14 protein-coding genes are annotated in these 14,012 nt (G+C 74.6%); 5 read left to right on the top strand and 9 right to left on the bottom strand.

Features of this window, described 5'->3' with window-relative positions; all coding sequences use genetic code 11:
* The first annotated feature begins 33 nt into the window (after positions 1-33).
* Positions 34-669 (top strand): TetR/AcrR family transcriptional regulator, encoded by a 636-nt coding sequence (locus tag ACO229_RS04240; protein ID WP_423463896.1) that lies wholly within the window; start codon positions 34-36, stop codon positions 667-669.
* 19 nt (positions 670-688) lie between these two features.
* Here the strand turns inward: ACO229_RS04240 and ACO229_RS04235 are convergent, their stop codons facing one another.
* The 5 genes from ACO229_RS04235 to ACO229_RS04215 form a co-directional block, all read right to left on the bottom strand.
* Entirely contained in the window at positions 689-2,056 is a 1,368-nt protein-coding gene (locus ACO229_RS04235; RefSeq protein WP_423463895.1) for a condensation domain-containing protein, read from the bottom strand.
* Complete coding sequence (locus ACO229_RS04230; protein WP_423463893.1) at positions 2,053-3,396, bottom strand: condensation domain-containing protein; 1,344 nt, start codon at positions 3,394-3,396, stop codon at positions 2,053-2,055. Before ACO229_RS04230 ends, ACO229_RS04235 begins: the two co-directional genes overlap by 4 nt.
* Positions 3,393-5,180, bottom strand: a complete 1,788-nt coding sequence (locus ACO229_RS04225) for an AMP-binding protein (protein ID WP_423463892.1) — start codon at positions 5,178-5,180, stop codon at positions 3,393-3,395. Before ACO229_RS04225 ends, ACO229_RS04230 begins: the two co-directional genes overlap by 4 nt.
* A gap of 231 nt (positions 5,181-5,411) precedes the next feature.
* Positions 5,412-5,801 carry a DUF2255 family protein gene (locus ACO229_RS04220; protein ID WP_397418769.1) on the bottom strand — a complete coding sequence of 130 codons (390 nt, stop codon included), beginning with the start codon at positions 5,799-5,801 and terminating at the stop codon, positions 5,412-5,414.
* A complete protein-coding gene (locus ACO229_RS04215) occupies positions 5,798-6,244 on the bottom strand; it encodes a MarR family winged helix-turn-helix transcriptional regulator (protein WP_397418767.1) in 447 nt (148 codons plus the stop codon). Before ACO229_RS04215 ends, ACO229_RS04220 begins: the two co-directional genes overlap by 4 nt.
* Positions 6,245-6,352: 108 nt before the next feature.
* On the opposite strand from ACO229_RS04215, the gene ACO229_RS04210 reads away from it, so the two are divergent.
* Positions 6,353-7,264, top strand: a complete 912-nt coding sequence (locus tag ACO229_RS04210; RefSeq protein ID WP_423463891.1) for an alpha/beta hydrolase — start codon at positions 6,353-6,355, stop codon at positions 7,262-7,264.
* A gap of 10 nt (positions 7,265-7,274) precedes the next feature.
* Here the strand turns inward: ACO229_RS04210 and ACO229_RS04205 are convergent, their stop codons facing one another.
* On the bottom strand, positions 7,275-7,898 hold the full coding sequence (locus tag ACO229_RS04205) for a TetR/AcrR family transcriptional regulator (protein ID WP_397418763.1): 624 nt from the start codon (positions 7,896-7,898) through the stop codon (positions 7,275-7,277).
* 49 nt (positions 7,899-7,947) lie between these two features.
* On the opposite strand from ACO229_RS04205, the gene ACO229_RS04200 reads away from it, so the two are divergent.
* The 3 genes from ACO229_RS04200 to ACO229_RS04190 all read left to right on the top strand — a co-directional run bounded on the left by ACO229_RS04200 (position 7,948) and on the right by ACO229_RS04190 (position 10,992).
* Complete coding sequence (locus tag ACO229_RS04200; RefSeq protein WP_423463889.1) at positions 7,948-8,895, top strand: NmrA/HSCARG family protein; 948 nt, start codon at positions 7,948-7,950, stop codon at positions 8,893-8,895.
* A gap of 130 nt (positions 8,896-9,025) precedes the next feature.
* Positions 9,026-10,360 carry an exonuclease domain-containing protein gene (locus ACO229_RS04195; RefSeq protein ID WP_423463888.1) on the top strand — a complete coding sequence of 445 codons (1,335 nt, stop codon included), beginning with the start codon at positions 9,026-9,028 and terminating at the stop codon, positions 10,358-10,360.
* Positions 10,361-10,446: 86 nt separating this feature from the next.
* Positions 10,447-10,992, top strand: a complete 546-nt coding sequence (locus ACO229_RS04190) for a GNAT family N-acetyltransferase (RefSeq protein ID WP_423463887.1) — start codon at positions 10,447-10,449, stop codon at positions 10,990-10,992.
* Here ACO229_RS04190 and ACO229_RS04185 read toward each other — a convergent pair.
* The 3 genes from ACO229_RS04185 to ACO229_RS04175 are packed head-to-tail and all read right to left on the bottom strand — an operon-like array spanning position 10,965 to position 13,960.
* Complete coding sequence (locus ACO229_RS04185; RefSeq protein WP_423463885.1) at positions 10,965-12,077, bottom strand: Gfo/Idh/MocA family protein; 1,113 nt, start codon at positions 12,075-12,077, stop codon at positions 10,965-10,967. The genes ACO229_RS04190 and ACO229_RS04185 overlap by 28 nt on opposite strands.
* Positions 12,078-12,089: 12 nt before the next feature.
* A complete protein-coding gene (locus tag ACO229_RS04180) occupies positions 12,090-12,920 on the bottom strand; it encodes an ABC transporter ATP-binding protein (protein ID WP_397430590.1) in 831 nt (276 codons plus the stop codon).
* Positions 12,917-13,960, bottom strand: a complete 1,044-nt coding sequence (locus ACO229_RS04175) for an ABC transporter substrate-binding protein (protein ID WP_423463884.1) — start codon at positions 13,958-13,960, stop codon at positions 12,917-12,919. The genes ACO229_RS04180 and ACO229_RS04175 overlap by 4 nt, the downstream gene beginning before the upstream one ends.
* Positions 13,961-14,012 lie beyond the last annotated feature (52 nt).

The following is a 14,012-nucleotide window of genomic DNA, read 5'->3' as shown; positions in this document are numbered from 1 at the left end:
AGGCCCGCAAAGAGTGGACGACAGGAGATGGACATGACAGATCAGGACCAGCTTCAGGGGGCACGGGTGACGGGCGCGCCCAAGATCTCCTTGTCGGCCAAGGGCAAGGCCCGCCGAGAGCTGATCGTCGACGCCGCCACCCGCCTCGTGGCGCGCAACGGGTCCCGCGGCACCAACCTCGCCGAGATCGCCGCAGAGGCGGGCGTCTCGCAGAGCGGCCTCCTCTACCACTACTCGAGCAAGGAGGCCCTGCTCCACGCGGTGCTGGACCGCCGCGACGACGCCGAGGACGAGATCCTGTGGCACGACACCGACGTGGGCCTGGGCATCCTCGACGTCATCGCGCACAACGTCACCCGGTGGGCCAGCCACTCCCACTCGGTGGGCATGCACACCGTGCTGGTCGTCGAGAACCTCGGCGACGACGGCGTGCTCCACCCTCGCCTGGCCGGCCGGTACCACGTGACCGTCGACCGGGTCGCCGCGGTCCTGGCCGCCGCCCAGGACCGCGCCGAGATCCGGGCCGACGTCGACACCCGTCTCAAGGCGATCGAGATCATCGCGTTCATCAACGGCCTGGAGACCGCCTGGCTCCTCGACCCCGAGCTGCCGGTGGCCGCCGCCGCGATGGAGTGGGCGGCCCACCAGCGGCTCGCGATGGCGGCCTAGTGCGCGGTACGGCCCGTGCTCACCCCCTCCCCCGGACGGCGAGGCCCCGGATCCCGCGCCCGGGTGCGGCGAGCACCTCGCGCGCCGTCCGGCCGAGGTTCCCCGTCAGCTCGTCGATCGTCCGCGAGGCGAACGCGGGACGGTGCGCCCACAGGTCGCCGGAGACATGACCCTCGTGCGCGTGGTGCAGCTGGAAGCCGAGCGGCACGGCGCCGCTGAACGCCGTCGCCATCCGCGGCCGGAGCGCGGTGGTCGGCAGCGTCAGCTGCCGCATCGTGACCGTGCCGCCGTCCGGGACGGTGATCGTCGCGGCACGGCCCGGGGCGTGCGGCAGGTAGTTGATCGAGATGTCGAACAACGAGCCGCCCCGCCGGGCCGCCCCGGGCAGCTCGTGGCGCAGCACCCCGACCGGGACCCGGTGCCGGTGCGCCTGCCGGGTCGCCTCGTGGACGCGCCCGGCGAGCCGGCCGAACGACGGGTCGTCCCGCAGGTCGACCCGGACGGGCACGTGGTCGCTCACGAGACCGAGGGTGTGCGCCAGCCCGGGGACGTCCCGGTTGGCCGTGACGCACCCGATCGTCACGTCGTCGCCGAGGTAGGGCGTGAGCGACGCCAGGACCAGGGCGCGCAGGGTGCTGGCCGGCTTGGCGCCGTGCCGGGCGCCGATCCTGAGCAGGGGACCGGTCGTCTCCGCGCCCAACAGCGGCAGGGGGTGCGCCTCCAACCACAGCGGATCGCCCGGGCCCGTGCGTTCCCGGGGCAGGCGTGGCGGGTCTGCCGCGGACTGCTCGCCCCAGAACCCGGCGTGCGCCCCGAGGCCGATGGTGCGCTCGTGCGCGGCGTAGTCGCCGGGCTGGACCGGCACCGCGGCCGGCGGCGGGTACGTCGGGTCGAGCCGGGCGCGGTAGAGCTGGTGCACGTCGCGCAGGAGCACCGCGTTGGACCAGCCGTCGAAGACGGCGTGGTGCCAGACGGTCAGCAGGACGTGGTGCCCGGGAGCCATCCGGACCACGACCGCCGACCAGAGCGGCGGGGTGAACAGGTCGGTCGTCTGCTCGCACCGCCGGACCGCGAGCCGTTCGAGCGCGGCGCGGCGCGCCGGTCGCGGCAGGTGGGAGAGGTCCTCGAGCTCCCACCCGGGACGGAACGGCGCCGTGACCCGCTGCGCGATGCCGCCCGCCGTGCGGACGAAGGCCGTGCGCAGGGTCTCGTGCCGTTCCACCAGTGCCGCCAGCACCGCGGCCAGGTGGTCGAGGTCCAGGGGCCCGGTGATCTCGATCGCGTGCGGGATGTTGTGGTTGGACTCCTCCGCGCCGACCGCCGCGACCCACTCCTGCTGGAGGTAGGTGGCGGGCAGCACCTCGGCGCCGACGGTGACGGCGCTCATCGGACCGGTTCCCGGGTCGTACCGAGGACGCTGAGACGGTCCCCGGGGTGCTCGGCCACCCTGCGCAACGCGGCCGTGAAGCGGCCGGCGAACCGGGCCGCCGCCCGGTCGCCGAACACCGTGGCGTCGGCCACGAGCACGCCCGTGAACCGGCCGGCCGGGTCGGACCTGACCTGGAAGTCCAGCAAGGAGGCGCCGTCCCACCAGGGGTGGTCGGTGGGCCCCTCGTGGGCGAGGTCGAACGGTGAGAACGTGGTGCCGGCACCGGTGACGACCGCGTCGGGCCGGCGCTCACCCGCGCTGTAGTTCAACGAGACGTCGAACAGGGGGCCGGGGCCGACGTCGGGCAGGGACGCGCGGAGCACGCCCGCCGGTGCCGGGCGCGTGATCGCACGGTCGTAGGCGTCGGCCGCACGCCCGACGAGCGTGGCGCACGACGGGTCCCCGGACAGGTCCACCGTGACCGGCACGTGCCCGGCGAGGAACCCGACCGTCGCGCGGACCTCGCGCTGCCGGCGGTTCGAGCGCATGACGCCGACCGTGATCCGCTCGTCCGTCGCGTGATCCCGCAGGGCCGCCGCGAGCGCCGCCAGCAGGACGGCGGTCGTGCTCGCCCGGTGCTCCGCCATCAGCGGGCGCAGCGCGTCGAGGGCCGGGCCGTGGTCGAGCGGGAGCGGATGCGGTGTGGTGCGCGCGAGGGTCCCGACGGCCGGCGTGTCGCGGGGGAACGAGAGACGGGGACGGGCGTCGGCCAGGACCGCGCGCCAGTGCTCCCGCGTCGCGGGGTCGCCGGACAGCTCGGCCTCCCAGGCGGCGTAGTCGGCGAGATGGAGCGCGGGCGGCGCGAGCGGGGCACCGGGTCCGTGCTCGTACAGGTACCGGAAGTCGTCGCGGATCACGCCCGCGGACCAGCCGTCCATGATCGCGTGGTGCCCGATCACGGCGAACACCCGGTCGTCGTCGGCGAGGGTGACCAGCAGCGCCCGCACGAGCGGGCTGTCCGCCAGCACGAACGGTCGCCGCAGCTCTGCCTGCAGGAGCGCGGCACAGGCGGCCTCGCGCTCCTTCGGCTCGATCGTGGCGAGGCTGACCTCGCGCAGGTCCGGTGGCGTGTGCTCGCCGACCACCTGGTGCGCGGCGGTGCTCGTGCCGGGCCGGGTCAGCGTGGTGCGCAGGGCCTCGTGGCGGGCGGTGAGCGCGGCGAGCGCGGCGCGGACGCGGCGGGGGTCGGTGTGTCCGCGCATCCGGACGGCGGCGCCGACGGTGACGCCGGAGGCGCGCCCGCCGGTCGCCCCGTAGAGGGACCGCTGGTAGTGCGTCGCGGTGTGCAGGGTGCTCATCCGGCCACCCCACGGGCGGCGCGGGCGATGGGTCGCAGCAGCCTCTGCTCCGCCTGCGGTGCGTCGTCCACCGCGGAGGCGTAGGCGCGCAGCGTCGGGTTGGTGTGCAGCACCCGCTCGGGCACGTCGCGCCCGAGCTCGTCGGCGACGAGCAGCGCGACCTCGGCCGCCTCGAGCGACGACCCGCCGAGCGACAGCCACTCGGCGTCCGGGCCGATCGAGGTGGCGTCGGTGTCCAGGGCCCGTGCCCAGATCGCCGCCACCGCGCGTTCCGTGGCGCTCGCCGGCTCCGTCTGACCGGCCTCCTGCGCGAGCAGCGCGGAGAAGGTCCGGGCCAGATCGCGCTTGACGACCTTGCCCAGGGCGTTGCGGGGCAGGTGCTCGACCCGGACGACCCGCTTGGGTGCGTCCGACTCCCCCAGCCGCGCGGCGGCGAAGGAGCGCACCTCGTCCGGGTCGAGGTCGCCGGAGCCGATCACGGTGGCGACGAGGTACTGGCCGAGCGTCGGGTGCGGCACACCGAACGCCGCTGCCTCCTCCACGTCGGGGTGCTCCTCCAGGACACCCTCGGCGGCGAGCGTGGACACGTTCCGTCCGCCGACGTTCACCGTGTCGGCGCTGCGGTCCTCCAGGTAGAAGTACCCCTCCTCGTCCAGGCGGCCCACGTCTCCGGTGCTCACCCACCGGTCCGACCCGAAGACGCGCGCGGTGGCGTCCGGGTCGTTCCAGTAGCGGCGCGGACGCACGCCGTCGATCCGGAGCTGCACCGCGCCCGAGGTGCCTGCCGCCACCGGCGCGCCGGACGCGTCGACGACGCGCACCTCGCTGCGCCCGTGCGCCCGGCCGAGCGAGAACGGGCGGCCCGGGTCGAAGCGCATCCGCAGGCGCGCGGGCCAGCTCTCGGTCGAGGTGTACATGTTGACGATGCTCGCCTGCGGGAACAGCTCGGCCAGCCTGGCCAGCGTCGCGGCCGAGATCGGCGCGCTCGTGGTGCGCACCTGCCGCACGCCGCTCAGGTCGAACCGCGCCGTGGCCCGCAGGAGAGCCAGCGCGTAGGCGGGGACGAGCACGATGTCGTCCGGCCTGACCTCCTGGGCGGTACGCAGCAGGGTGCCGGCGTCGAACTTCTCGAGCACGATCATGGTGTGCGGAGCCGCGCTGAGCGTCTGGACCAGGAGGGACTGGCCCGCGTTGGTCGCGGGCGGCAGCGCGTGCAGGACGGTGCGCACCTGGGTCGCGGCCGCTCCGTCCGGGACGCGCTGGCGGATCGCGTACGTGAGGTTGTCGTGCGTGGACACGACGCCCTTCGGCCGCCCGGTCGTGCCGGAGGTGAAGAGGATCTCGGCGTCGTCCTCGCCGCTCACCGGCACCCCGGTCGGGTCTGCCGGCTGTCCCGCCTCGATCTGGTGCACGGAGAGGGACCAGCCCGGGCACCCGGGCACGGCGTCGCCGAGCATGCCGACCGCCCCGGCCTCCGCGTGGACGCGAGCGATGTACTCGTCGCTGCTGGACGCCAGCACGGGGACGGCGATCGCCCCGGCGGCCTGCACGCCGACGTACCCGACCGCGAAGGCGATCCAGTCGGCCGACGCGCGGACGACGACGCGGTCCCCGGGCCGGACGCCCCTGGCGACGAGGCCGTGGCCGACCGCGTGCGAGCGCCGGCCCCACTCCCCGTAGCTGAGCCGGCCCGCGCCGACGAGCTCGATCGCGGTCGCGTCGGGCCGCTCCTGCGCCCGGGCCGCGAGCAGGCCAGGCACGGTGACAACGGACTGATGATTCACGATGACCCCTCAGTTCTTGTCTCGGCGAATGGCTTTCATCATGCCGAGAAAAAATGAGGCCCCTCAAGCGCTTCGACCGTTGTTCACACGCACTTCACGCACAAGAAACGGGTTTAATCCGTCCACATGGAGATTGAATCACTCCACATCAAAATAGAACTCGGCCTGCCGCTTTTCACCCATTCCTGCCCGTATTCATCCGCCCTCATGGAAGGAGTCTCCGGCGAAGGACTACGCCAGCGGGACCATCCGGAGCGTGGCCGTCCGCGCCGGGTCGCTGGTCATCCGGCGGACGCCGGAGTCGTTGCCGTACCGGGCGCGCAGGGCCCGGTCGACCTCCGCCGCACGGCCGACGTCGGGCAGGAAGGCGACCGCGATGCGCTGCCCGGCGACGTCGACCTGGCCGTGCCCGGACCGTGTCGCGGCGCGGTACCAGGCGCCGCCGGGCCCGTGGAGCGAGCGGACGAGCTCGTCCCGGCCGAGCCGGACGTGCCCGATGGTCACGAAGGGGCGCAGGGTGCCGTCGTCGCGCGCGCCCGCCACGCGGATCAGCTCCGCCCGGTCGAGCAGGGCCAGCTCGGCCTCGGTCCACGGCCGCGTCGGGCGGTCGCCGGCGCTCACCGCGACACCTCCGGGGCCGGCTCGAGCGGCGCGGCGGGTTCGAGCAGCGCCGTCAGGATGCGGGCCAGCTCGGCCCGGTCGCCGGGCGCGATGCGGGCGAGCCTGCGGTCGAACGCCGCCGCGAGCGCCGCGAACGATCGGTCGCGGGCGGCGACGCCGTCGTCGGTGAGCACCAGGCGGTGGCGCCGCAGGTCGGAGTCGTCGATCTCACGGCGCAGGAAGCCCTTGGCGACCAGGTTGCGCACGTAGACGGTCACGCTCGCCTTGGGGATCACCAGCTCCTTCGCGAGCTGGGCAGGGTGCGGCGAGGCCGGGACCTCGGCGAGCACGAAGAACTCCTTCGGTTCCAGCCCGAGCTCCTCGAGCTGGGTGCCGGCCTCGTCCAGCACGGCGGTGAGCAGGCGGTGGTTCAGGGTCCAGAGCTGTGCGGCGTCGACCGCCATGTGCCCTCCTCGGTCCGGGTGGTGCGGGGTGCTACGGTGATGTTAGTTCAGAACTGTACTACTCTCCATTTTGAACTAGCACAACATGGAACGAGAGGTTCTCCACCCATGCGTCAGCACCTGACCATCCCCCGCGGGCCGATCGAGCTCGCCGCCGACCTCTACCTCCCCGACGACCGGGACGCCACGCCCCTGCCCGCCGTGGTGCTCTCCACCCCGGGCAGCAGCGTGAAGGAGCAGATCGGCGCGAACTATGCCGCCCGGCTGGCCGCCCGGGGCCTCGCGGCGCTCGTGTTCGACCCCGCCCACCAGGGTCAGAGCGGCGGCGAGCCGCGCGACCTCGAGGATCCCTACCGACGCGGCGAGGACATCTCGTACGCGATCGACGCGCTGGGCACGCTGCCCGGCATCGACCCGGAGCGCATCGGCGTGCTCGGGATCTGCGCGGGCGGCGGCTACGCGGTGCACACCGCCCGCACGGACCACCGCATCAAGGCCGTCGGCACGGTGGTCCCGGGCAACATGGGCACGTCGTTCCGCGGCTTCCAGCCGGACGGCCCGGTCGCCGCGCTCGACGTCATGGCGAAGGCCCGCACCCAGGAGAACCGCACCGGCGAGCTGCGCCGCGACGCCTGGCTCCCCGACACGCTGGAGGACGCCGCGGCGGCCGGCACGCCCGACCTCGACACGACGCAGGCGATCACCTACTACCGCACCCCACGGGGCGGGCACGAGCGCTCGACCAACCGGCGGCTGTCCCGCGGCGACTCGCTGCTGCTGGGCTACGACGCGTTCCACCTGGTCGACCAGCTCATGACCCAGCCGCTCCAGGTGGTCCTCGCCGGACGGCGCGGCACCACGGGCTCCTACGAGTCCGGCATGCGGCTGTGGGAGATGGCGCCCAACCCGGTCGACCTCATGGTGGTCGAGGGCGCCGGGCACTACGAGATGTACGACGTGCCCGAGTACGTCGACGCGGCCACCGAGCGGCTCGCGGCGTTCTACACCGAGCACCTGTAGGGCCGCCCGGCTACCCCTGGGCCGGCGGCAACCGGACCGCCGGGGGCAGCGGGGCCGCGACCGGGCGGGCCTGGAAGGACTGCAGCATCAGGGCGGCGAACCGGCGTGACGCGGCCAGCCGCATCTCGGGGGTGTCCGCACGGATCCCCTCGTTGGCCAGCAGGGCGAGGTTGATGTCCTCCAGCACGAAGTCCGCGCGCAGCGCACCGGCCTCCTTCGCCTGCCGCACCAGCTCGCGCAGCGCCGCGAGCGTGCGGTCGCGCTCGGCGGCGAGCTCGGCGGGCTCGGACATCCGGGAGGTGAAGGCCCGCGCGAAACCCTTGTCGAGGGCGTGGACCGCCATCAGCTCCTCGACCACCAGGCTCAGGCCGCGCCACGGGTCGCCGGCGGCCCGCCCCCGGCGCACGATCTCGGCGCACGACGCCATCTGGGCCGCGAAGACCTCGGCCAGCAGCGCCTCCTTGGTCGCGAAGTGCCGGTAGACCGTGGCCGGACCGACCTCGGCCCGCCGGGCGATCTCCCGGACGGGCACGTCCAGGCCGCCGTCCGCGAACGCGGCACGGGCGACGGCGACGATGCGCTCGCGGTTGTCCCGGGCGTCCGAACGCAACCGCGCTCTCACTTCGGTCGTCACCGCTCTCACTTTAGCCAGGCGGACGGGGCGCTCCGTTACGGTCCCGGACATGAGCGACTCCCGGACCCGAACCTCCACCCGACGGCCCGACGCCGGACGAACCGTCGCCGTGCTGGGCGCCACCGGTCAGCAGGGTGGTGCGGTGAGCGCGGCGCTGCTGACCGCCGGCTGGACCGTCCGTGCCGTCGTGCGGGACCCGGGTGGCAGCCGTGCCCGGTCGCTGGCCGCGGCGGGGGCCGAGGTCGTCCGGGGCGACCTCGCCGACCCGGGGTCGCTGCGGGCGGCGTTCGCCGGGGTGCACGGCGTGTTCAGCGTGCAGCCGAGCTCGGGTCAGGCGGGAGCCGGGCTCAGCCACGACGACGAGGTCCGCTACGGCGTCGCCGTGGCCGACGCCGCCGAGCACAGCGGCGCCCGGCACCTGGTCTACAGCTCGATGATCGCCGCCGGGCCGGTCTCGACCGGCGTGCGCCACTTCGACGTCAAGAGCCGGATCGAGGAGCACGTCCGGGGTCTCGGCATCACCACCACGGTGGTCCGCCCGGCCACGTTCATGGAGCTCCTGCTGACCGCGACCGACCCCGCTCGGGGCGAGCTGACGTTCCTGATGCGGCCCGACCAGGCGATGCAGCTCGTCGCCGTGCAGGACATCGGCCGCGTCACCGCCGCCGTCCTCGGCGCACCCGGCCAGTTCGGCGGCCGCACGGTCGAGATCGCCGGTGACGCCCTGACCGGCACCGAGATCGCCGACCGGCTGACACGCGCGGCGCGGCGCCCGATCACCTACCGCCGTCTGCCGCAGGCGCTGCTCGACCAGGACGAGGTCCTGGCCAGGTCGGTCGCGCTCGTCGACGACGGCAGGCTCGCGGGCCGCACCGACCTCGCGGGGCTGCGGGCGGCGTTCCCCTTCCTGCTGCGCTTCGACCAGTGGCTGGCGGGTCCCGGCCGGGCACCCCTGCTGGACGCCCTCGGCGGCCCTCGGGCGGCCGGGCCTGCCTAGCGGGCCGCTGCCACCACCGGCACGAGATCACCCCGCCGCACCAGCGCTTCACCCACGGCCCCTCCTGCGCCGCCCCGGGCCGGCTGCGACGATTGCCCGGTTCTGCACACCGCTGCGAGGGGAGACGCACGTGACCGGGTACACCGTCGTGGACGTGGAGACCACCGGGTTGTTCCCGGGCGGGCACGACCGGATCGTCGAGCTCGCGGTCGTCCAGGTCGACCCCGACGGCCGCATCGAGGACACCTGGGCCACGCTCGTCAACCCGGGACGAGACCTCGGTCCGCAGCAGATCCACGGCATCAGCACCTCCGACGCCCGCCACGCGCCGTCGTTCCAGGACATCGCCGGCCACGCCGCGCAGCTGCTGCGCGGACGCACCTTCGTGGCGCACAACGCGCAGTTCGACCGCCGGTTCGTCTGGCACGCGTTCGCCGCGACCGGGTACGACGTGCCGCTCATCGAGCCGACCACCCTGTGCACGATGCGCACCGGGGCACAGCTCTTCCCCACCGCCCCACGGTCCCTGGCCGGGGCCTGCGCGCACCACGGCGTCGCGCTCGCCTCCGCGCACGAGGCCCTCGCCGACGCCCGGGCCGCCGCGGAGCTCCTGCGGATCTACCTGGCCGGCGGTGCCCGGCACGTCGTGCCCGGCTGGGACGACGTCGTCGAGCTCGCCGCGACCACACCCTGGCCGGTCATCCCGGCCACGGGGGCCGGGCCCGTGCGGCGGGGCGTCTCCGCCGAGCGCGACACCCACTTCCTCGCCCGGCTCGCCGCCGCCCGCACCACCCCGATCACCACGTGGGAGAAGGAGGAGTACCTCGAGCTGGTCGACCGGGCGCTGCTGGACCGGCACATCTCCGCCCGCGAGCACGACCAGCTCGCCGAGCTGTGCGGACAGCTCGGGATCGGCCGGACGGAGGCCGCCGCCCTGCACCGCGAGTACCTCGCCGGGCTGGCGAGCGTGGCCTCGGCCGACGGCGTGCTCGACGCGGCGGAGCTGGCCGACCTCCGGGCCGTCGCCGCCATGCTGGAGGTCCCCGCCGCGGACGCCGGGCGCATCCTCCAGGATGCGGCTACCGCCGCCGAGGCGGGCTCCGGGACCGGTGACCGACCCGGCCGGTACCCCCTCGGCCCCGGCGACCAGGTCGTCTTCACCGGGGCGATGGACGAGCCGCGGGACGTGTGGGAGCGCCGGGCCGCCGCAGCCGGGCTCGTCCCCCGCCCCGCCGTCACCCGGAAGGTGCGGCTGGTCGTCGCCGCCGACGCCGACTCGATGTCCGGCAAGGCCCGCAAGGCCGCGGCCTACGGCATCCCCGTCGTCAGCGAGGCCGGATTCACGCGGATCCTCGACGATCTCGTGCGTCCCACGCCGGCAGGTGCCGGACCCGTCTCCCAGGTGCCGGCGGATCCGTCCGTGCCGGACGTCGGGAACCGTGCCCTGCTCACCAGGGACCGCTGACCGCCCGGCCAGGGCGCCCGCGCGGCGCCCGGCCCCGGGCGATATTTGTCTTGCCCTGCCGGCGCTGCGCCCTCGACAGTGACCGCATGCTCATCAGGCAGGAACGCCCGTCCGACGTCCCGTCCATCCGCGCCGTCACCGCGGCCGCCTTCTCGGGCGTCGCGCACGCCGCGCCGTCGGTCGAGGCCGACGGCGCGCCTGGGGAGGCCACCCTGGTCGGGTGGTTGCGCGCCGACCCGGGGTGGGTGCCCGAGCTGTCGCTGGTCGCGGAGTCGGGGCCGGCCGACCCGGAGGTGGTCGGCCATGTGGTCGCCACTCGCGGACAGCTCGCGGGCCGGCCGGCGCTGGGGCTCGGCCCGCTCAGCGTCCACCCGGCGCACCAGGGGCGCGGCGTCGGCGCGGCCCTGATGCACGCCGTCCTCGGCGCCGCCGACGCGCTCGGTGAACCCGTGGTCGTGCTGCTCGGCGAGCCCGCCCTCTACTCCCGGTTCGGGTTCGTGGCCGCCGTCGAGACCGGGATCGAGGCCCCCGACCCCGCATGGGGCGACTACTTCCAGGCACGGACCCTGAGCGCATGGCGGCCGGAGCACGCCGGCCGGTTCCGCTACGCCGCCCCGTTCGACCGGCTCTGACCCGGCGTCGGGCGCGGTGGTGCGGCGGTCAGGTCCGCGGGCCGCACCACCGCGCCCGACGCCGCGGCCGCCTCGATCGCGCACAGCAGCCGGACCGTCTCGACGGCGTCGTCGATGCCGACCGGCACCGGCACCGCCGCCGGTGACCGCAGGGCGTCGACGATCCGGGTCCACTGGGCCAGGTGTCCCGCGTGGCCGATCGCGAGCGGGTCGGCGGCACCGTTCGCCGCGGGTCCCGCCGGCGGCGGGGGCACCCCCGGCACGTCCCACCGGCGCACCTCCCCCTGACCGAGATCGACCGATCCGCGGGAACCGAGCACGGAGACGGTCGCCGGGAACCCGGGCGGCGTCGCCGTCGTCGTGGTCACCACGCCGAGCGCGCCGGAGGCGAAGCGAAGGGTGGCCACCGTCGTGTCCTCCGCCGCGATCGCGTGCGCGAGGGTGCCGGACTGCGCCGTCACCGACTCGACCGGGCCGCACAGCCAGCGCAGCAGGTCCACGCTGTGCACGCCCTGGTTCATCAGGGACCCGCCGCCCTGGTCCGCCGCGGACCGCCATCCCGCCGCGCGGTAGTAGCCGTCGTCGCGGTGCCAGTGCACGTGGGTGGTCGCCAGCCGCAGCTCGCCCAGCGCCCCGTCGTCGATCGCGCGCCTGAGCGCCAGGTTCTCGGCCTCCAGGCGCCGCTGGGCGATCATCGAGACCAGGAGCCCGCGCTCGCGCGCGGCACGCGCGACGCGCAGCGCGTCACCGACGTCCAGCGCGAGCGGCTTCTCGACGACGACGTGCCGGCCGGCCTCCAGCGCCGCCAGCGCGAGCGCCGCGTGCGTGCCGCTCGGGGTGCAGATCGCCACGACCTCGACGTCGGGGTGCGCGATGACCTCGTGCGGTGCGAGACGCGCGGCCGTCGGCGGCGCACCCTCCGCCGCCCGGCCGCTGAACGCGACGACACGAGCCCGGCCCGCCAGCTCCGACACGGCCCGGGCGTGCAACGCGCCGATCCCGCCCATGCCCACGATGCCGACGCCGACGCCCGCGCCGACGCCCTCACCCGTGCTGACGTCCTCACCCGTGCCGGCGGACGTCACGGCCGGCCCCGGTCACTCGGGCGCATGGCTCGCGCCGAGCAGGTCACGCAGGCGCTCGGCGGCCGCCGTGAAGCGCGGGTCGGCCAGGGTCGGCCCGTACTCGCGGCGCTCCGGCAGCCCCGGTTCGAGCGTCTCGACGATGCGGCCGGGCCGCGGGCTCATGACGACGATGCGGCTGCCCAGGTACACCGCCTCCGGCACGGAGTGGGTCACCAGCACCACGGTGGTGCCGGTCTCGCGCCAGATCCGGTTCATCTCGATGTTCATCTGCTCGCGCGTCAGGGCGTCGAGCGCCCCGAACGGCTCGTCCATGAGCAGCACCCGGGGCTCGTGCAGCAGGGCACGGCACAGGGCCACGCGCTGCTGCATGCCGCCGGACAGCTCGTGCGGCAGGGCCTTCTCGAACCCGGTCAGTCCGGTCAGCTCGATGAGGTGGTCGGCGCGCTCCTCCGCGCGGCGCCGGTCCATGCCGCGCATCTCGGCCTGGAGCAGGATGTTCCTGCGCACGCCCCGCCACTCCAGCAGGGCCGAGCGCTGGAAGGCGAACCCGATCTCGCGCTGCGGACCCGTGACCGGCTGCCCGTACAGGCGCACGTCGCCCTCGCTGGCCAGGGTGAGTCCCGCGATGATCTTGAGCAGCGTCGACTTGCCGCAGCCGGACGGCCCCGCGATCGTGACGAACTCCCCCGGCTGCACGGCCAGCGAGACGTCGTCCAGCGCCACGGTCTCCGAGCGTTTGGAGGTGAAGCGCCGGGTGAGGTGCGAGACCTCGATGATCGGCTCGGCGCCGGCGGCCCGCCCGCCTGCGGCCCGCGCGACCGTGGGCTCCGTCGCGGCGGTCACATGCCCTCCCCGAAGCTCGCGTCCCAGTACGCGTCCGGCGTCGGCTCGCCCTCGAACTCCGTGTTCTCCGTGAGGAACGTCAGCGTGTCGGTCCACTGCTGCTCGGTGTTCACGCCGGGCGCCGGGGCCTCCTCGAGGTTGAGCAGGCCGATCGTCGCCTCGAGCTGCGCCGCCAGCACCTCCTCGTCGGGCGCCTGCTCGGCGTCGGCGGCCATGGCGGCGACGGCGGCGTCGGGGTCCTCGGACGCCGCGAGGAACGCCTTCGACGTCGCCCGCACCATCGCCTGGACCAGCTCGGGGTCGCTCTCGATCGTCGCCTCGTGCGCCAGCAGGCCGGTGCCGAGCATGTTCATGCCGAAGTCCGCGAACGGCAGGGCCGAGACCTCCTTGCCGGTCTGGTTCTCGATGGTCGCCGCCTGGTCGTGGTAGAAGCCCTGGATGGCGTCGACCTTGCCCTCGATGAGCGCGGCGATCTTGCCCGCGGCGTCCACGTTGACCACGGTCACGTCGTCCGGGTTCACGCCGTTGATCTCCAGCCACGCCGGGAACGTGCCGTACATGGCGTCGCCGGGCGTGCCGCCGACCGTCTTGCCCACGAGGTCGGCGGGCTCGGTGATGCCCTGGTCGTCGAAGAACTCGACGGAGCTGGGGCCGGTCTGCAGGAAGACCCCGACGCTGCGCACGGGCATGCCGGAGCTGATGCCGTTCGCGAGCGGCGGCGTGTCCGCCCACCCGAAGTCGGTGTTGCGCTGCGCCACCTGCTGCACGGTGTTGCCGGACCCGTTGCCCGGCTGGATCGTCAGGTCGATGCCCTCGTCCTCGAAGATGCCCTCGGCCACGCCGTAGTAGAAGGGGGCGTGCTCGCCGTACGGCACCCAGTTGAGCGTCACCGTCACCTCGCTCAGGCCGTCGGCGTTCTGCTCACCCGGCCCGCCCCCGGCGGCCTGCCCGCAGGCCGCGGCCGTCGCCAGTGCGACGCCCGCCACGGCCAGCGACATCGCGGTCCTGCGGCCACGCTCCTGCTTCGTTGCACCATGCATGGGAGAGCCTTTCTGGTCGGGCCGCCACGGTGGCGGCAGGAAGAACGAGAGG

The sequence above is a fragment of the Promicromonospora sp. MS192 genome (assembly GCF_049532985.1).
GTDB lineage: Bacteria > Actinomycetota > Actinomycetes > Actinomycetales > Cellulomonadaceae > Promicromonospora.
This window is presented reverse-complemented; position numbering and strand designations above follow the sequence as displayed.